Source organism: Ruthenibacterium intestinale (assembly GCF_040096265.1).
Classification (GTDB): domain Bacteria; phylum Bacillota; class Clostridia; order Oscillospirales; family Ruminococcaceae; genus Ruthenibacterium; species Ruthenibacterium komagatae.
In genome coordinates this window covers 25,141-42,299 of the sequence record NZ_JBBMFA010000056.1, presented here as the reverse complement: position 1 = coordinate 42,299, position 17,159 = coordinate 25,141, and the positions used below count along the sequence as shown (strand labels likewise).

Here is a 17,159-nt window from a genome sequence, read left to right as displayed (position 1 = left end):
TTCTTGGTCTGGTCGGTCTGCTGCATGGCAAGGTTCTTTTTCACTAAGGCTTCAAACTCCGCCCGGTTGCTGATAGAGTAGTCCTCGATTTTCTTCAGCACTTCCGCGACGGTCTGCATAAGCAAGTCAGCGTCAATGATGTGTGGGGAATGGCACTTGGGGTTTTTGGCTTTCCCCTTGTGGTACTCGCTGCAATAATCATGTGCCGGGTGTCCTCGGCAAACCGCTCCAAATCCATGTACTCATGGCCGTGGTAGTTCTGCGCCCCGGCCTTGAGCCGCATTTCCTCCATCAGCTGGCCCACGGTCTTACGCTCAGGCATGGCGCGCACCTCCTTTCCCGCGTCCCTGGCCTTTCACAGTCAGGATACCGTCCAGGGTGGTAGCGGTGATCCGCAGGCGCTCAGCGGTGGCGATGTCATTCTTCACGGTCTCGTCGATGCCGTGGCCGCAGACCACCAGCACATGGGACCGGCGCAGATAGTCTCGCGCCATATCCAGCCCGTCCTTGTGTTCCTGGGGAATCTCGTCCTTGAGGAAGGTGGACAAGAACAGAACCGGGCAGATGGGCGAATACCCGGCGTCGTACACCTGGCGGCAGTAGGTGGCAGCGTTCTCGGCGTTCTCATACTGGTTGTTGCTCCAGGGAGCCGTAATGTAGGCAAGAGGTCGTTTCATGGCAAAATCCTTTCTCCCGGTATTGCCGGGCAACAGAAAAGCGGCTGTTTACCAGCCGCCTGTGTTCATATCGTGATTGACTTGTACGGTGTAGTGATTGCTGATCGTGGTGGGCGCGTTGAACAGCACTGCAAGCAAATACTGTTTCATATTGCGGACCTCCGTGGTGTTTTTCTGCATACCGTCCATGACAAATCGGATATGCTCGCTATCCAGCTTCAAGAACCGGGAGCGCACGACTTCATGGGGAAAGTCGCTGCCAGCGATCCGAGTGGTTTTACGTTTGGCACAAACGGTCTCCACCATCAGCTCCACAATCTCGTCCAGGTCCTCACGGTAGGTCGAAAACTCTCTGCACAGATAGTCATACTCGATGTTCTCCAGAATCAATTCCCGATAATTTTCTATCTCTGAGACAGACATCGCATCCCTTCCTTTCCGTTCCGGCAGCTGTGCTGCCGCTGTTTCCCGGAAGGGAATGGAATCGGTACTTGCTCCATGAGTATTTTGTTTTTGAGTATTTGGTTTCTCTATATTTAATTCTGCGGGCTTTTCCGTATCCGGTTTATCCAGATACGGGTTTTCCGTATCTGGTGAAGCCGTATCTGGTACAGCCGTATCCGGCCTTGGCGTTTCTGGCTGCCTGGGCTGGGGTTTCTCATAAATCACATACTCGGTGTCGCTGATCCGGCCTTGTTGGTCCCGCAGCTGGTTCCGCACGATGTAACCGGCGGTTTCCAACTCCCGCAGCGCACTGCCGATGGCATCAACGCCCTCCTTGCAGATTTTCGCAAGTCCACGGGTACTGTCCCTTGAGCGTGTCCAGATACTGCCGCAGGATGGTCTCTCGGCTCATGGCGTTCACCAGGGAGACCTCCATGCCGGAGAGCTGGATGTCTGCGGGCATCAGGTCAACGCCCTCCGGGTGGTGCAGGATACCCTCGCCGGGGCGCAGCGGCTCGTCCATCAGGATACGGCCCATCGCGTCGGACAGGGTAAAGGGCAGCTTGTCCGGCTGGGGGTGGCCCAGGCTGATGGTCAGGCTGCCTTGCGGGTCCCCGTCGATCAGCAGCACTTTCTTTCCGGCCTGCGCCAGCCCAATCCCCAGGTTCGCGCAGGTGGTTGTCTTGCCAACGCCGCCTTTCTGGTTGGCGATGGCGATGATTTGCGTGTTCAATGACTTCACCTCATTTCTGAATTGTTCTATGGCTTCTGGAAATAGAAAAAGCCGCCACTTCAAAAATTGAAAGTGACGGCCTTTTCTTATCCCGGAATGAAATTCCCCGGAAACGCAAAAAGCGCCCAGTAGAAAATACTGAGCGCTTGGCGATTAGATTTATTCTCTTTTGTTCAAATTAGGTCAAATTCAGACAAACCGTTTTCACGAAAAAGGTCTCTTGGAGATGTATAAATAAACATCCCCTTGGCATCCCAAAATCGCGTCTCGGTTGTCCTATTTTTTAACCCATAAGCCCTCTTTTTGGGGTGGTTGTCCACCATTTAACCCATAGAAAACGGGTTAAAAGAGGCTTCGTTCTGTCAAATTGCGTCAAACCATTTGAAAAGGAAAAACCCCGGAAACCGCGTAGTTCCGGGGTTTTTGACCACTTTTGATAAAGTTTAGCGCTTGCTGAACTGCGGAGCGCGACGGGCAGCCTTGAGGCCGTACTTTTTACGCTCTTTCATACGAGGATCGCGGGTCAGGAAGCCGGCTTTCTTCAGCTCCGGACGCAGGTTCTCGTCATAAACCAGCAAAGCGCGGGACAGACCATGACGGATGGCGCCAGCCTGTCCGGAAACACCGCCGCCGGAAACGCGGACAACGATGTCGAACTTGTTCTCCAGGCCGGTCAGGGCCAGAGGCTGACGAACAACCAGCTTCAGGGTCTCCAGACCGAAATACTCGTCGATATCGCGGTCGTTGATGGTGATCTTGCCGGTGCCGTTGTATACACGAACACGGGCAACAGAGTTTTTACGGCGACCAGTGCCGTAGAAATAAGATTTCGTCTCGTACATCTCGTTTGCCTCCTGTTACAGTGTATAAGCTTCGGGCTTCTGAGCAGCGTGGCCGTGCTCGCTGCCTTTGTACACGCGCAGACGTTTCAGCGCGCTGGCACCCAGAGAGTTGCCGGGCAGCATGCCCTTAACAGCCAGCATCATAGCCTTCTCGGGGTTTTCAGCCATCAGAGTACGGTACTGAACAGCTTTCATGCCGCCGATCCAGCCGCTGTGATGATAGTGATATTTCTTGGTCAGTTTGCTGCCGGTCAGAACCGCTTTGTCGCAGTTGATGATGACAACATGGTCGCCGCAGTCCACATTGGGAGTAAAGGTGACCTTATTTTTGCCGCGCAGCAGAACGGCGGCGGTGGCAGCGGTACGGCCGAGGGGCTTGCCAGCGGCGTCGATCACATACCACTTGCGGTCAACTTTGCCAGCTTTTGCAAGAGTTGTGCTCATGTGTATATCCTCCTAAAATTGTCTCGAAACAGGTATAAAAATCCTGCTTTTGAAATCGTGCAGATTTGATTATAGCGAAAAGTATGCTTCGCGTCAATACCTTTTTCTTAATTTTTTAATTTATGCATTTCAATCTCTCTCAATCTCTCTCAATCTCTTGTTTTCTCTTGTTTTCTAATGTGCGATTTTTAAAAAAGCGACAGGGTTCTGTTTGCCTTGCCAGCACGGCTGTGCTACTATATATAATGTATCCGCAGAAAGCGCGGAGGGAAGAGATCGAATTCCAATAAGGTGGTTTTGATATGGATTTTGACAGACGCTGTTGGGCTGAGGTGGACCTTGGCGCATTGCGGCACAATTATCGCCTGGTGAAAAGCAAGGCGGAAGACGCGGCAGTGATGGCGGTCGTGAAAGCAGATGCCTACGGCCATGGGGATGTGGCGGTGGTCACGCTTTTGGACGAAGAAGGAGCAGACCGGTTTGCCGTTTCCGGCTTTGAAGAAGCAGTCCGCCTGCGCCGGGTCGGCGTGGCAAAACCAATTTTGATTTTAGGCTATACCGGCGCACACAACGCGGCGGCTTTGGCAGTAAACGATATTATGCAGACTGTTTTTTCGCTGGAATACGCAAGGGAGCTTTCCCGTGCGGCCCAGCGTGCAGGCGTCACGGTAAACGTGCACCTGAAAGTGGACACGGGCATGGGGCGCATTGGTTTTACGGCACGGGATGATTTTGAGGCTGCTGTGGAAGAAATGAATGAAGTTTGCAGCATGCCCGGCTTGGCCGTGGTGGGCATTTTTACGCATTTTGCCGTGGCGGACAGCAACATCCCCGAGGATGTGGAATACACCAAAGCACAGTACAATGTGTTTGAACGCGTAATTCAGGCACTGAAAGAAAAAGGGCATTCCATTGCGGTGGCCCATTGCTGCAATTCCGCGGGCACATTTGCATGGCCGCAGTATCATCTGGATATGGTCCGCCCGGGCATCATTCTGTACGGGTGCGATCCTTCTTCCGATGTACGCCTGCCGGGGTTGACACCCGCCATGAAGCTGAAGGCGGTTGTGTCGATGGTCAAAAATCTGGCGCAGGGAGACAAAGTCAGCTATGGGTGCACGTTCACCGCAGAAAAGCCCATGCGTGTGGCGACATTGCCTGTGGGTTACGCAGATGGTTATCCCAGGGTAATGTCCAACCGCGGCGTGGTGTCTCTGCACGGGAAACCTGCCCGTGTGCTGGGCCGTGTATGCATGGACCAGATGATGGTGGATGTGACCGAAATTCCCGATGTGAAAGCAGGGGACGAGGCAGTGATTTTCGGCGATGGTATCGCCCACAGCGTGGATGATATCGCAGCGGCTGCCAATACGGTTAACTACGAGATTTTGTGCGATATCGGCCGACGCGTGCCTCGTGTCTATGTGGAAAACGGCAGGGAAGTGGATTTTGTCAATTATCTGGAAGGAGAATGAGCCGGATGAAAAAACTGCTGGTAGTGGTGGATTATCAGAACGATTTTGTGACCGGTGCGCTGGAAAATCCGGCTGCCCGGAAACTGGAAGACGGCATTGCTGCAAAGGTGACCGAATACGAGCAGAGCGGCGGCTACGTATTGTTTACACGGGATACGCATCCGGAAAATTATTTGCAGACGCGTGAGGGAATGTTTTTGCCGGTGCCTCATTGCGTTCGGGGAACAGACGGCTGGCATCTGTACGGAAAGCTGGCTGCTTATGAGAATGAGGTGCACCCCAACGTGATGGTAGTGGACAAACCGACATTCGGAAGCGCCGCTCTTCCGGGCCAGGTGCTGACGCTGTGCGGCGGGGCACCGGACGAGATTGCGCTGTGCGGTGTGGTGACGGATATTTGTGTGCTGTCCAATGCGATTGTGCTGCACAGCCACTTTTTGAACGCGCCGGTTACAATCCACCGTTCTCTGTGCGCGGCGGCAACAGAGGAGAATCACGAGCGGGCATTGGCCGTTTTGGCGGGAATGGGATACAATATTGTTTAAATGAAAAGGCGTGCGAATTTTCCGCACGCCTTTTCTTATCCGGTGTTATTCTTCTGCTGCCTGCAGATGGCCGGTGTTCTCGATCTCGGCGATCATGTCCACGCGTACCTGATGGCGGCCGCCTTCATACTCTGCGTTCAGCCATTCGTCTACGATCATTTTCGCGGTTTCCACGCCAATCACGCGAGCGCCGAAAGCGATGATATTGGTGTTGTTGTGCTGTTTGGAAAGTTTGGCGGAGTAAGGCTCGCTGCATACGCATGCGCGAATGCCTTTTACTTTATTGGCAGCCAGCGAGATGCCGACGCCGGTGCCGCAAATCAGTACGCCGCCGTCCACTTCGCCGGCCGCAACCATTTGAGCAACTTTGTAGCCGCTGATCGGGTAGTTGAAGCGCTCGGTGCTGTTGGTACCCACATCGACCATTTCAATTCCTTTGGCCTCCAGATAAGCTTTGATTTCTTTTTTCATCTCCACGGCTACGTGATCGTTTCCGATTGCCAGTTTCATATTCAATGCCTCCTGTTAAATTGGTCAAAAATCTGGCCCTTTTGTTTCAAAAGGGCCAGATTTCAGTTACAGATACTTGGGATCCGTCATACGTTTAAACGCATAGATTGCAGCGCCCACGGTTCCGTTGGCCTGGTTCGGCCGGGAATAGCGCAGTTCCAGATTGTTTTCCGGATAGGGCTTCCGCGCATAGCGATGGACGGCCGCTTCCAGCATTGCATGGGGGAACCCTTCCATTTGCAGAAGGCCGCCGCCAAGTACAACGCAGTCAGGATCAAACAAATTGACCTCTGCGGCGACCGCCTGGCCCATTCCTTCCACAAACTCCTGCATGATGCCGGAATCCATGTGCTCTGCAAAAATCTTTTTGATCGATGTCTCCGGGAAATGCTCGGCCTGGATGCTTTCCAGCGCCACGCCGGAGACAACTGTTTCCAGGCAGCTGACATTGCCGCATTTGCATACACGCTTGTTTCCATAGACGGGAAGGTGCCCCAATTCTGCCGCGACGCCGTTTCTGCCCAGCATGATCTTTCCGTTTACCAGAACAGCGTTGCCGATTCCCGTTCCAAAGTAAATGCCCGCCACGCAATCGCAGCTTGTCAGGCCAAGATCAACCAGATCAAAGAACAAAAGATTGTTCACGTCGCGGTTGATGTAAACAGGAATTCCCAGGGCACTGCCCAACTCTTCCACAACGGCGTAATTGTCCGGGATGCAGGCGATGTTGGGCGTTTGCACCACGACGGTACGCTCGCGATTAATGGTGGACGGAAAGCCAATGGAAACTGCCAGCGGCATGGCACCGTCCAAATGGCGGCCGCAATAGGTTCGGATACATTCGGCGAGTTTTTCCGTCGGATGTCCCACTTCCGCAAAGATACTTTGTGTGTCCAACCGCTCAAATGCGGTCATATTCTGTTGCTCATCCACCAGCGCAAAGCGCATATTGGTGCCGCCGATGTCTATGCCAAGTACAAGACGCTCAGATGCACTCATGGTGTCCTCCCCCTTTTTACGGTTTTACCCCTGTTTCTTCCTCAAACTGTGCTTTCATTTTATCACAGGCAGTCTGAAGGTCAACATCCAGAGAGAACAGACCGGAGGAACCGAGAATAAATACATCGGCGCCGGCCTCGTACAGGCGCTTGAACGTCTTTTTGTTGCACGAACCGTCGATCATGATTTTGTAATGCCAGCCATTTTCTTCGCGCAGGCGTTTGGCCTCGGCGATTTTGTCCAGAATCTCGGTGATAAACGGCTGGCCGGCAAACCCCACGTCCACCGTCATCAGGGTCAAAACATCAATTCGATTCAGATAGTGTTTGCAATAGGACAGAGGTGTAGCCGGATTCAGCGTAACACCTACCTGGCAGCCCGCATCCCGAATGCGGTTCAGCGTGCGGAAGCAATCCGTGTTGATGGTCTCGGCATGAGGACTGATCATGGCCGCACCGGCAGCAGCGCAGGCATCGATCCAGTCATTGGGATTGGTGGTCATCAGATGCACGTCCATGGGCTTTTTGGCCATCCGAGCGCAGGCTTTCATGAAATCAGGGCTCAGTGTAATATTTTTGCAATAATGGCCGTCCATGATATCGATGTGATAACCATCCATGTTTTGATCCAGTATTTCGATCTGGTGCTTGATGTCCAAGAAATCCATGCACATCAGGCTTACGGAAAACTCAGGTTTCATACATAATCCTCCCGTGAAAAATCAGTTTTTGCGGCTGGCGCCGAAGAAACGGTCCAGGGTGACGGCCAGAATCAGCAGGCAGCCCATGGCAAGCTGCTGATAGTAGCTGGAAACGCCGACCATGTTCAAACCGTTGTTGATTACGCCGATGATCAAACCGCCGATCACCACTTTGGGAATCTTGCCGATGCCGCCGAAGAAGGAAGCGCCGCCGATGATAACAGCCTCAATGGCATAGGTTTCATAACCGGTACCGGCATTGGGCTCGGCAGCTGCCAGACGGGCGATGTTGACCATACCGGCCAGAGCAGCGCATACGCCGGAGATGCAGAAAGCCAGGATGGTGTGCTTTTTGACGGTGATGCCGGCATACCAGGCAGACTGCGCATTGCCGCCCAGCGCATACAGGTTGCGGCCACATTGCAGCTTTGAGGTAAAGATGGTGAGGATCGCAGCGGTGACCAACGCCACGAGAATGGGAACAGGAATCACATCAAACAGTTTTCCGCCGACCACTTTGGAGAAAGAAGCAGGCAGGCCGGACACCGCACGGGCGTCGGTAATAATGTAGACAAGGCTGCGCAGAATGGCTTGCGTACCCAGCGTGATGATGAAGGGGGCAGGCCGGTAGCGGTGACCAGAAAGCCGTTCAGAAGGCCGATGATCGCGCCGAACACCACGACGCCGATGAGAACCGCCAGCAGGGGATTCATGCCGGCGTTGGCCATCAGCTGTGCGGTCAGTGCACCGGACAGAGCCATGGTAGAGCTGACGCTCAGGTCAATGCCGCCCAAAAGAATGGCAAAGAACTCGCCCAGACCCAGCAGAATGGTGATGGAGCTCTGCTCCACGATTTTGATCAGGTTGGAACTGGTGAGAAAACTTTCCGGGCGCAAAATGCCGAATACGATGATCATGATGGCCAGGATCGTGATGGTACTGTAACGGTCCCAGTAGTCCGTAAAGGTGAACTTTTTCTTCTCAAGCGTTTTCAATTTCCATTCCTCCCTGTGGTCACGCGGTTTCACTGACGGCCACTTCGCCGGTGGCAGCCTTCGCCAGTTTCTCTTCGGTTGCGTCTGCAATGTCGTACATTGCCGTGATCCGGCCATCGGCCATGACGGCAATCCGGTCGCACAAGCCCAGCAGCTCCGGCATTTCGCTGGACACCACGATCACGCCGATCCCGCGATCTGCAAGACCGCGCATCAATTTGTAATTTTCGCTCTTGGTACCTACGTCAATGCCCTTGGTGGGTTCGTCAAAAATCAAAAGTTTCACGTCGGCTGCCATCCATTTGCCCAGAATGACTTTCTGCTGGTTGCCGCCGGAAAGCTGCGAGGTAAGTTGCTCAAGAGACGCGCATTTGATTTGAATTTCCATCCGCTGCTTTTCCGCGATTTTTTTCTCCAGAGCATCGTTTGTAATACCGCCCATGCCATCCAGAGAAGAATTCTTCAGCTGATAGGCGATGGAAATGTTGCGCTTGTTGCTGAAGTTTTGGAAAAATCCGGTCTCGCGCCGGTTCTCGGTCACAAGACCAATGCCCTGGCGCAGCGCACTGTACGGATTTTTGATGTGCAGCTGTTTGCCGTTCAGCCAGACCTCGCCGGAAGCGATAGGGGCGGCGCCGTAAATGGCGCACATGGTCTCACTGCGGCCCGCGCCGACCAGACCGGAGAAGCCGAGGATTTCGCCTTTGCGCAGGGAGAAGGAAACGTCCTTCACGCGCCCGTCTTTGCGGGTGAGATGCTTGCATTCAAAGAGAACATCGCCGAACTGATAATGTTCTTCCGGTGCGTGCTGATAAGTACCTTTGATTTCGCGCCCAACCATCAGGCGGATCATGTCGTCGGTGGTCAGGTCGGAAACCTGATACGTGCCCACATAACCGCCGTCTTTCATAATGGTGATGCGGTCGCCGATCTCAGCAATTTCGGACAGCTTGTGGGAGATGAAAACAACGCCTTTGCCCTCTTCTTTGAGCTGGCGAATGATGGTGAAAAGCTTCTGCACTTCCTCTTCGGTCAGGGAAGAGGTGGGTTCGTCCATGACGATGACCTTGGCGTTGAATGCCACTGCTTTGGCAATCTCCACCATCTGCTTTTCACTGATGCTCAAATCGCCTACATTGGTGGTGGGCTTTCGGTGAGACAGGTTGACTTTTGCCAGAAGTTCTTCTGTGCGCTTGTTCATGGTGGCGTAATCCACCATGTGAGCAGGTCCCACTTTTTTGCAGGGCAGACGGCCCATAAAAATATTTTCACGAATGTCCAGCCAGTTGACCACACTCAATTCCTGATAGATGATGCTGATGCCGCCTTCCGCGGACAAATGCGGTGTGAGGCGTTTGTATTCTTTTCCGTTCAGAACAATGGTTCCTTCATCCGGTGTGTAGGCGCCGCTCAGCACCTTCATCAATATGGATTTGCCGGCACCGTTTTCGCCAAGCAGCACGTGGACTTCACCGGGCTTCACATCAAAGTTGATGTGGTCCAGCGCCACGACACCCGGAAAGCGCTTGGTGATTCCGTTCATTTGGACAATGGGCTCCATCGCGTCCTCCCCCTTCAAAAAATCGTTTGACTGCGCACTTTTCAGATGCTGTCAGCAGGATAGACATTCCGGCCGGGCCGCAATGCCCATCGCTCACAGCATCTTTCCATTAAGATTCCGACCATGCAGGCGGGGCCTGCATGGTCGGAGTGAAACGTTCGGATTTTATGTCAGGTAGTCAGCCGCGTTGTCAGCGGTGATCAGGATCGCGTCGATGCCCGTGGTGGGAACTTCAGCGCCCGGCTCCATGGGAAGATCTTCCTCAACGGCCTGCACCATCAGCTCCAGGCCTTTCGCGCCAACAGCGGCGGGGTCCTGCGCAACGGTTGCGCACAGCTTGCCGTCCGCAACAGACTGGATGGCGTCGTCATTGCCGTCGGTGCCGCAGACTTTGATGTCCTTGCCGGAAGCTTCAACGGCTTCCTGAACGCCCATGGCCATGGTGTCGTTGCAGCAGTAGATGGCTTTCAGGTCGGGATGCGCAGTGATGTAGTTGGTCGCCAGGTCATACGCTTTGGTGCGGTCCCAGTCAGCGGGCTGGCTCTCAACGATGGTCAGGCCGGCTTCTTCAAAAGCGGCTTTCGCGCCGTCGCGGCGGTTCTCACCGGAAACGGCACCGGCTTTGCCTTCGACGATGGCAACTTCACCTTCGCCGCCGATCTGCTCAATCAGGTACTCAGCGCCCATGCGGCCAACGCCCACGTTATCCGTGGCAACATATGCGGTGCAGGCGCCGCCCAGTTCGGCCAGAGCTTCCATGTCGACTTTCTCGTCGATGTTGACGATTTTGATGCCTTTTTCGGTGGCGTCAGCAATCGCGTTGTTCAGGTTCACGTTGGAGATGGGGGCCACGCCGATGGCTTTGTAGCCTTTGGAGATGGCATTTTCCAGCAGGGTGACCTGGCCTTCTACGTCATCCTCGGTGTTGGCTGCGTAAATGTCAACTTTGATTCCCAGCTCATCCGCTTTGGCCTGAATGCCGTCGCGCATGCTCTGCCAGAACTGGCTGGAGAGAACTTTCAGGATCACAGCATACTCAGCGTCGCCGCTTTCTGTTCCAACGCTGTCGGCCGGTTCAGAAGTGGAGGCGGTGCTTGCTGCGGTGCTGGTGCTGGAAGAGCTGCCGCCGCAGGCGACCATGCTCAAACCCATGACCACAGCCATCATGACTGCTACGAGAACTTTTGCTTTTTTCATGTCTTTATCCTCCTAAAAATTTGTGCCTGGCGATGCAGGCCGGGGAACGATTCCGGTGAAAACGAGTAATCGTTTTCGCAACGCCATAATAATATTATTTGTCCAAATAAAAGTCAATACAAGGGAAAGATTTTCATCAATTTGGTGAGTAATCGTTTGCTCAAATTGTGCAATTTACCTGTGAATATAACAAAACAACAACAAAAAAGCAGCGCACTGTCAGGCAGCGCGCTGCGAAAAAAGACGATTACCGCCGCGTGGAAGCTCGCACCTCCAAATAGACCGGTAATTGATAATACGTTTGTTTGGGCATTTTACCGCAAATCATTTCCAGAAGGAGTCCCGTGGCCAACTGAGCCATTTTGGAGACATCCTGATGTACACTGGTGATTCCGGGCCCGCAGGAAATTGCCAGCTGACTGTCGTCGAAACCGGTCACCAGGACATCCTCCGGAACGGAAAGACCGTGTTCGCGCAGGGCAATCAGCGCGCCGGCCGCGATGGTGTCGGTGGTGCACATGATGCCGTCAAAATGAAAGTTCTGTTCCAGAAGCCAGGTGATGGCATTGCGGGCTTTCTCACTGGACACCTCGGGCAAATCCACATACAAATGAGGGTCTTCTTCAATGCCATGTTCCGCGAGAGCCCTCTGAAATCCCCTGTAGCGGGAAAACTGGTTGGTGTCGCTGCTCAGGCACTTCAGAATTACCAGGTGCCGACACCCGGCATTTAAAAGTTCCTGTGTGGCCAGGTAGCCGCCTTCTTCGTTGTCGGACTCGATCATCACGCCGCTGCTGTTCTGGCTGCGGGACGGGCGGTCCACATAGATCACGGGCACATCGTCCAGTTCTGAGTAATTGCGCGTGCCGGAAATCAAAACAATGCCGCTGACATTTTGAGCGGAAAGGGTATGGATGTGTTTGCGCTCCAGTTTTTCCGATTCGTTGGTATTGCAGATCAGGCAGGAATACCCGTGCTCGAAGAAATTCATTTCCAATTTCAGAACCAGGCTGGAAAAGTGGGGGTTGGTGATGTCGGGTACCACAAGTCCTACAACGCGGGTCCGGTTGGTGCGAAGCCCCTTGGCGCTCATGTTGGGGACGTATTCCGTCTGCCGGATGATGCGGCGGACGCGTTCCTCTGTCTCTTTGGAAAAACGCCCGTTCTGGTTGATCACACGGGAGACCGTCGCGGTTGAAACCCCGGCCAGCCGGGCGATTTCCTTAATGCTTTTTACTTTTTCCACTCGGTTCCCTCCTGAACTGCACGGAACATACAGTAATTTATTACTGTTTTCAGTATACTGTTGCTGTACAATATTTGCAAGCCGAATCCAAAATACAGAAAAAGCGGGCGGCTTTTCGCCGCCCGCCAAGGAACATCAGGCCCCTTTGTATCCATCGGGATTCATGCTCTGCCACTTCCAGCTGGAAGCGCACATTTCTTCAATTCCGTACTGTGCTTCCCAGCCCAGTTCTTCCTTGGCTTTGCGGGGATCCGCGTAGCACTCGGCGATGTCGCCGGGCCGGCGGGGATCGATCACATAGGGAAGTTCTTTTCCGCAGGCTTTGGAATAGGCATGGATCACGTCCAACACGCTGTAGCCGTGGCCGGTGCCCAGGTTGCAAATGAACAGGCCGCATCCGGTGGCGAGTTTTTTCAGCGCCGCCACATGGCCGGTGGCCAAATCCACTACATGAATGTAGTCGCGCACGCCGGTGCCGTCGGGCGTGGGATAGTCATTGCCGAAGACATGTACTTTTTCCAGTTTGCCCACAGCGACTTTGGCAATATAGGGCACCAGATTGTTGGGGATTCCGTTGGGGTCTTCACCAATCAGACCGCTCTCATGTGCACCGATGGGGTTGAAATAGCGCAGCAAAGCCACATTCATGGTGGGATCGGCTTTGCAGACATCTTTCAGAATCTGCTCCATCATCACTTTGGTGGTGCCATAGGGGTTGGTGGTGGCACCCGTGGGGAAATCCTCGGTGATGGGCACAGTGGCGGGATCGCCATACACGGTGGCAGAGGAAGAGAACACGAAGTTCTTGACGCCGTATTTGCGCATGGCGTTCAGCACGGTCAGTGTGCAGCCCAGGTTGTTGGTGTAATACTCCAGCGGTTTCTGAACGCTTTCGCCGACCGCCTTGTAGGCGGCGAAATGGATGACCGCCTCAATCTCAGGATGGCTGGCGAACAGCTGATCCACCGCGGCCGCATCGCACAGGTCCACATTTACAAAAGGAACCTTGCGCCCGCTGATCTGCTCTACGCGGTGCAGCGCCTCTTCACAGGAGTTGTACAGATTGTCGGCCACAATGATGTCGTAACCGGCCTTCATCAATTCAATGCAGGTGTGGCTGCCGATGTATCCGGCGCCGCCGTTTACCAAAATCGCCATGGAAAAAACACTCCTTTTTCAAGTTCACGGATGGTTGTTCTTCTATGTTCATTGTACGGCCCGCGAGGCATTTGTTAAATGGATTTTTGCATACAAATTTTGCAGAATTAACTTATTCAATGCGGTTCTTGCCGGCGAGCACCTTCACGCTGGACGCGTATTCGCTGGGAGTCATGCCTGTGACCTTTTTGAAATGACGGGAAAAATAGTGGATGGAATTATATCCCAACATGGAAGCAATTTCCGTGAAGTTGTAACGTCCCTCGCGGATGTATTCCTGTGCAGCGCGGATCTTCAGTTCGCCGAAGTACTCCATCACGCCGCCGCCGGTTTTCTCGCGAAAGATTTTTTGCAGATAACTGCGGCCTACCAGATTTTCACGGCACACGTCGGCCAACGTCAGGCGCTGCGAAAGATTGGCATGAAGATAAGCAGTCACATGGTCCACAAAATCCTGCTGATTGCGCGTGCGAATCAGACTGGAAGGCTTTTCTTCGCGATGAAGCGTCTGTTCCTGACGGACCAGGGAAATCAGCATTTGCTCCAGGTGAGAAGAAATCATCCCGTCCGCACCAAAAGGCGCATCCTCGCGGCGGATCAGGCGGGTGGTCAGGGGGTCATTCAGCGGAGTGCTGAATGCGGATTCTGCCTCCTCCAGAACCGCTGCCAGATGCATACGTACCGTGTCACCTACATCAAAGCGGCGCCCGTCAAAAAAATGCATGGCGGGGTCGCGGCAGACAAAGCTGATCACGACCAGGTTGGGAGCAACCCCGGTGGTGCGCAGGGCGTGAAATTCGCCGGGCTGATGGAAAATCATCTGTCCCTTGTGAAGCCGATGGGTTTCCTCGCCGGCCAGAACGTCCAGTTCGCCTTTGTCCACATACAGAAATTCCCAGAAATCGTGTTGTTCGCCTTCAAAGTAGTAATTGCTGGAATACTCGAAATAGTGAACAGACACAATGGCCTCCACGCACAGAGCAGATTTGAGCGGCAGTGCCTCATATCCCATACAGCTTCCCTCCCCACGTTTTTTCTTACCTCTTATTTAAGCATATTTGCACGAAGTTGTAAAGCAGATTGTGCAAACAATAAAGGCGGATTATGCAAATTTTGCAGTTGCAGTCAAAGTGGATTTCGCAGCGCCTGAGAGGGATTTGAAAACAATTTTAGTTGTTTTGCACAAGGATGCCCCCCAAAGATTGTACACGGAATTTGGAATTTTTTACAGTAAAAACTTTAAAAATCACGTTGTATGTGATAATATTTTTGTATAAGTTGCCAAGGACGCTGGTCCGGCGACGAACGAAAGAGGGTAAGTAGTTTATGAATTATGCAAATGACCACATCCGTAATGTCATGCTTGCCGGCCACAGCGGTTCCGGCAAAACCACCCTGGCAGAGGCCATGCTGTACCTGACAAAAGGAACAGATCGTTTCGGCCGCGTGGAAGATGGCAATACCGTATGCGATTTTGACCCGGAAGAGATAAAACGGCATACTTCGCTTTCGATGGCTCTGGCACCTGTGGAGTATGACGGAGTAAAAATTAACCTGATCGATACCCCGGGTCTGTTTGATTTTGAAGTGGGCCAGCAGGAAGGTATTGGCGCTGCAGAGAGCGTTCTGATCACGGTTTCCGCCCGCAGCGGCCTGACCGTAGGCGCCCAGAAGGCGTACAAGCTGGCTTTGAAAAACGGCAAGAGCCGTATGATTTACATTGGAAAAGTAGATGCGGAACATGCTGATTTCTATAAGGTGTTTGAAGATTTGAAGAGCGCTTTCGGACCGTCCATCTGTCCGGTCGTAGTTCCCATTGAGCAGGCCGGCGGCCGCGTGTTCCTGAACCTGATCACCATGAAGGCTTACAGCTATGCGGCGGACGGCGCAGCGCGCGAGGTGCCGGTGCCCAGTTACGGTCACCGCACAGAGGGCCTGCTGGAGGCCATGCGCGAGGCCGTTGCGGAAACGGACGACACGCTGATGGAGAAGTTCTTCGAAGGCGAGCCGTTTACGCAGGAAGAGCTGACGGAAGGCGTGAAAAATGGTGTCAAGACGGGTGCGATCACGCCGGTATTCTGCGGCGCCACCACGCTTTTGGCCGGTGTGGATCAGGTCCTGTGGGGCGTGAAAAAGCTTCTGCCCAGCGCCGCACGTGCGGCCGGAGCCGAAGCCGCCGACCGGGACGGCAACCCCGTGGAAGTGGATTGCGTGCCCGATGCACCCCTGTGCGCCTATGTCTTTAAGACTGTGGCGGATCCCTTTGTGGGAAAACTGAGCTATGTAAAAGTAGTTGCAGGCGAATTGAAGGCTGACAGTTCGGTGGTGAACAGCCGGACCGGCGAGCCGGAGCGCCTTGGAAAACTGGTGGCGCTGAAAGGCAAAAAGCAAACCGACATTACGTCCATTGGTGCGGGCGATATCGGTGCGATCACCAAAATGGCCAACACAAAAACAGGCGATACGCTGTGCGCTCCCAGCCGGGTCGTGGCATTCCCCGCTCCGGTCTTCTCCACGCCCACATTGTCCATGGCGATCAAAGTCAAACAGAAAGGCGACGAGAGCAAGATCAGCGGCGCGTTGCAGCGTTTGATGGAGGAAGATCCCACCATCGGTTATGCTATTAATACGGAAACCGTGCAGCAGATTCTCTCCGGCTTGGGCGAGCAGCATCTGGACGTTGTGTGCGCCAAATTGAAGAGCAAATTTGGTGTGGAAGTCAGCCTGACGGAACCGCGCATTGCATACCGCGAATCCATTCGGAAAAAATGCAAGGCACAGGGGCGCCATAAGAAACAGACGGGCGGTCACGGCCAGTTCGGTGATGTGTGGATCGAATTTGAGCCCACCACAGAGGGCGATTTCATCTTTGAGGAAAAAGTGTTCGGCGGCAGTGTGCCCAAAAACTTCTTCCCGGCAGTTGAAAAAGGCCTGCAGGAGGCGGTTCACCACGGCGTTTTGGCAGGATATCCGGTGGTCGGCCTGAAAGCGACACTGCTGGATGGCAGCTATCATCCGGTGGACTCTTCGGAAATGGCCTTTAAAATGGCGGCGAAACTGGCTTATAAGGCGGCTTTGCCCGAGGCTGGCCCCATCCTTCTGGAGCCCATCGGCGCCTTGAAAGCGCATGTTCCCGGAGATGTGACGGGCGATATTATGGGCGAAGTCACCAAGCGCCGCGGCCGTGTTCTGGGAATGAACCCGGAAGAGGACAATACGCAGGTGGTAGACGCAGAAGTGCCGGTCAGCGAGATGCATGACTTTACCAATTACCTGCGCCAGGTGACGCAGGGCCGCGGAAGCTTTACTTTTGACTTTGTGCGGTATGAGCCGTTGCCTTCGATGCTGGAAGGAAAAGTGATCGAAGAAGCGAAGAAATTTATGGATGTCAAAGCGGACGAAGAATAATTTGTATGAACGGGACGGCACCCCATGCAAGCGGCTTGCGCGGGGCGCCGTCCTCTTCCGTGTGCATAGAGCTGACTTAAAATGCATACACTGAAGCAATGCAAAAACAGGGCGATAAGAGCATATCAACAGACATCGGTCGAACATTTTTTTCATATTACCGCTGCTTTTTTGCTATTTCGTCACAATTTGCACAAAAAATGTTAAGGTGCTTGACATCCCATT

The 17,159-nt window shown here is 53.6% G+C and carries 14 protein-coding genes and 5 pseudogenes; 3 read left to right on the top strand and 16 right to left on the bottom strand.

Features of this window, described 5'->3' with window-relative positions; translation table 11 throughout:
• From WMO24_RS03460 to rplM, 7 genes and pseudogenes are all read right to left on the bottom strand, one after another.
• Positions 1–197, bottom strand: a pseudogene (locus tag WMO24_RS03460) (recombinase); the annotation flags it as partial.
• Positions 167–322, bottom strand: a pseudogene (locus WMO24_RS03455) (DUF5720 family protein); the annotation flags it as partial. The pseudogenes WMO24_RS03455 and WMO24_RS03460, both read right to left, overlap by 31 nt.
• Complete coding sequence (locus WMO24_RS03450) at positions 315–677, bottom strand: DUF7768 domain-containing protein (protein WP_002576354.1); 363 nt, start codon at positions 675–677, stop codon at positions 315–317. The gene WMO24_RS03450 and the pseudogene WMO24_RS03455, both read right to left, overlap by 8 nt.
• A 48-nt stretch (positions 678–725) precedes the next feature.
• Positions 726–1,484: pseudogene (locus WMO24_RS03445) on the bottom strand (DUF6017 domain-containing protein); the annotation flags it as partial.
• Positions 1,480–1,854: pseudogene (locus tag WMO24_RS03440) on the bottom strand (ParA family protein); the annotation flags it as partial. The pseudogenes WMO24_RS03445 and WMO24_RS03440, both read right to left, overlap by 5 nt.
• 443 nt (positions 1,855–2,297) lie before the next feature.
• Complete coding sequence (gene rpsI, locus WMO24_RS03435) at positions 2,298–2,696, bottom strand: 30S ribosomal protein S9 (protein ID WP_349214935.1); 399 nt, start codon at positions 2,694–2,696, stop codon at positions 2,298–2,300.
• 15 nt (positions 2,697–2,711) lie between these two features.
• Entirely contained in the window at positions 2,712–3,140 is a 429-nt protein-coding gene (gene rplM / locus WMO24_RS03430) for a 50S ribosomal protein L13 (RefSeq protein WP_349214934.1), read from the bottom strand.
• Positions 3,141–3,442: 302 nt separating this feature from the next.
• On the opposite strand from rplM, the gene alr reads away from it, so the two are divergent.
• Positions 3,443–4,615, top strand: coding sequence for an alanine racemase (gene alr, locus WMO24_RS03425; protein ID WP_349214933.1), 1,173 nt, complete (start codon positions 3,443–3,445; stop codon positions 4,613–4,615).
• A 5-nt stretch (positions 4,616–4,620) separates the two neighbouring features.
• On the top strand, positions 4,621–5,160 hold the full coding sequence (locus tag WMO24_RS03420) for a cysteine hydrolase family protein (RefSeq protein WP_349214932.1): 540 nt from the start codon (positions 4,621–4,623) through the stop codon (positions 5,158–5,160).
• 45 nt (positions 5,161–5,205) lie between these two features.
• Here the strand turns inward: WMO24_RS03420 and rpiB are convergent, their stop codons facing one another.
• The 9 genes and pseudogenes from rpiB to WMO24_RS03375 form a co-directional block, all read right to left on the bottom strand.
• Positions 5,206–5,670 carry a ribose 5-phosphate isomerase B gene (gene rpiB, locus WMO24_RS03415; RefSeq protein WP_349214931.1) on the bottom strand — a complete coding sequence of 155 codons (465 nt, stop codon included), beginning with the start codon at positions 5,668–5,670 and terminating at the stop codon, positions 5,206–5,208.
• Between the two features lie 66 nt (positions 5,671–5,736).
• On the bottom strand, positions 5,737–6,669 hold the full coding sequence (gene alsK, locus WMO24_RS03410) for an allose kinase (protein WP_349214930.1): 933 nt from the start codon (positions 6,667–6,669) through the stop codon (positions 5,737–5,739).
• 16 nt (positions 6,670–6,685) lie between these two features.
• Positions 6,686–7,369 carry a D-allulose 6-phosphate 3-epimerase gene (alsE, locus tag WMO24_RS03405; RefSeq protein ID WP_349214929.1) on the bottom strand — a complete coding sequence of 228 codons (684 nt, stop codon included), beginning with the start codon at positions 7,367–7,369 and terminating at the stop codon, positions 6,686–6,688.
• Between the two features lie 21 nt (positions 7,370–7,390).
• A pseudogene (gene alsC, locus WMO24_RS03400) lies at positions 7,391–8,286 on the bottom strand (D-allose ABC transporter permease).
• A 97-nt stretch (positions 8,287–8,383) separates the two neighbouring features.
• A complete protein-coding gene (locus WMO24_RS03395) occupies positions 8,384–9,925 on the bottom strand; it encodes a sugar ABC transporter ATP-binding protein (protein WP_349214928.1) in 1,542 nt (513 codons plus the stop codon).
• 165 nt (positions 9,926–10,090) lie between these two features.
• A complete protein-coding gene (gene alsB / locus WMO24_RS03390) occupies positions 10,091–11,122 on the bottom strand; it encodes a D-allose transporter substrate-binding protein (protein ID WP_349214927.1) in 1,032 nt (343 codons plus the stop codon).
• 247 nt (positions 11,123–11,369) lie between these two features.
• A complete protein-coding gene (locus tag WMO24_RS03385; RefSeq protein ID WP_349214926.1) occupies positions 11,370–12,368 on the bottom strand; it encodes a LacI family DNA-binding transcriptional regulator in 999 nt (332 codons plus the stop codon).
• Between the two features lie 135 nt (positions 12,369–12,503).
• Positions 12,504–13,526 carry a UDP-glucose 4-epimerase GalE gene (gene galE, locus WMO24_RS03380; protein ID WP_349214925.1) on the bottom strand — a complete coding sequence of 341 codons (1,023 nt, stop codon included), beginning with the start codon at positions 13,524–13,526 and terminating at the stop codon, positions 12,504–12,506.
• A gap of 112 nt (positions 13,527–13,638) precedes the next feature.
• Positions 13,639–14,538: an AraC family transcriptional regulator gene (locus WMO24_RS03375; RefSeq protein WP_349214924.1), complete on the bottom strand. Its 900-nt coding sequence runs from the start codon at positions 14,536–14,538 to the stop codon at positions 13,639–13,641.
• Between the two features lie 314 nt (positions 14,539–14,852).
• Between WMO24_RS03375 and WMO24_RS03370 the strand changes: the two genes are divergently transcribed.
• Positions 14,853–16,934, top strand: a complete 2,082-nt coding sequence (locus WMO24_RS03370; protein WP_349214923.1) for an elongation factor G — start codon at positions 14,853–14,855, stop codon at positions 16,932–16,934.
• The last annotated feature ends 225 nt before the right edge of the window (positions 16,935–17,159 follow it).

Bases quoted from the DNA above. Each gene is read 5' to 3' on its own strand.
- alr (WP_349214933.1), top strand. From the start codon at position 3,443: ATGGATTTTGACAGACGCTGTTGGGCTGAGGTGGACCTTGGCGCATTG.
- WMO24_RS03420 (WP_349214932.1), top strand. From the start codon at position 4,621: ATGAAAAAACTGCTGGTAGTGGTGGATTATCAGAACGATTTTGTGACC.
- WMO24_RS03395 (WP_349214928.1), bottom strand. From the start codon at position 9,925: ATGGAGCCCATTGTCCAAATGAACGGAATCACCAAGCGCTTTCCGGGT.
- alsB (WP_349214927.1), bottom strand. From the start codon at position 11,122: ATGAAAAAAGCAAAAGTTCTCGTAGCAGTCATGATGGCTGTGGTCATG.
- WMO24_RS03370 (WP_349214923.1), top strand. From the start codon at position 14,853: ATGAATTATGCAAATGACCACATCCGTAATGTCATGCTTGCCGGCCAC.
- rpsI (WP_349214935.1), bottom strand. From the start codon at position 2,696: ATGTACGAGACGAAATCTTATTTCTACGGCACTGGTCGCCGTAAAAAC.
- rplM (WP_349214934.1), bottom strand. From the start codon at position 3,140: ATGAGCACAACTCTTGCAAAAGCTGGCAAAGTTGACCGCAAGTGGTAT.
- rpiB (WP_349214931.1), bottom strand. From the start codon at position 5,670: ATGAAACTGGCAATCGGAAACGATCACGTAGCCGTGGAGATGAAAAAA.
- galE (WP_349214925.1), bottom strand. From the start codon at position 13,526: ATGGCGATTTTGGTAAACGGCGGCGCCGGATACATCGGCAGCCACACC.
- alsE (WP_349214929.1), bottom strand. From the start codon at position 7,369: ATGAAACCTGAGTTTTCCGTAAGCCTGATGTGCATGGATTTCTTGGAC.
- alsK (WP_349214930.1), bottom strand. From the start codon at position 6,669: ATGAGTGCATCTGAGCGTCTTGTACTTGGCATAGACATCGGCGGCACC.
- WMO24_RS03450 (WP_002576354.1), bottom strand. From the start codon at position 677: ATGAAACGACCTCTTGCCTACATTACGGCTCCCTGGAGCAACAACCAG.
- WMO24_RS03375 (WP_349214924.1), bottom strand. From the start codon at position 14,538: ATGGGATATGAGGCACTGCCGCTCAAATCTGCTCTGTGCGTGGAGGCC.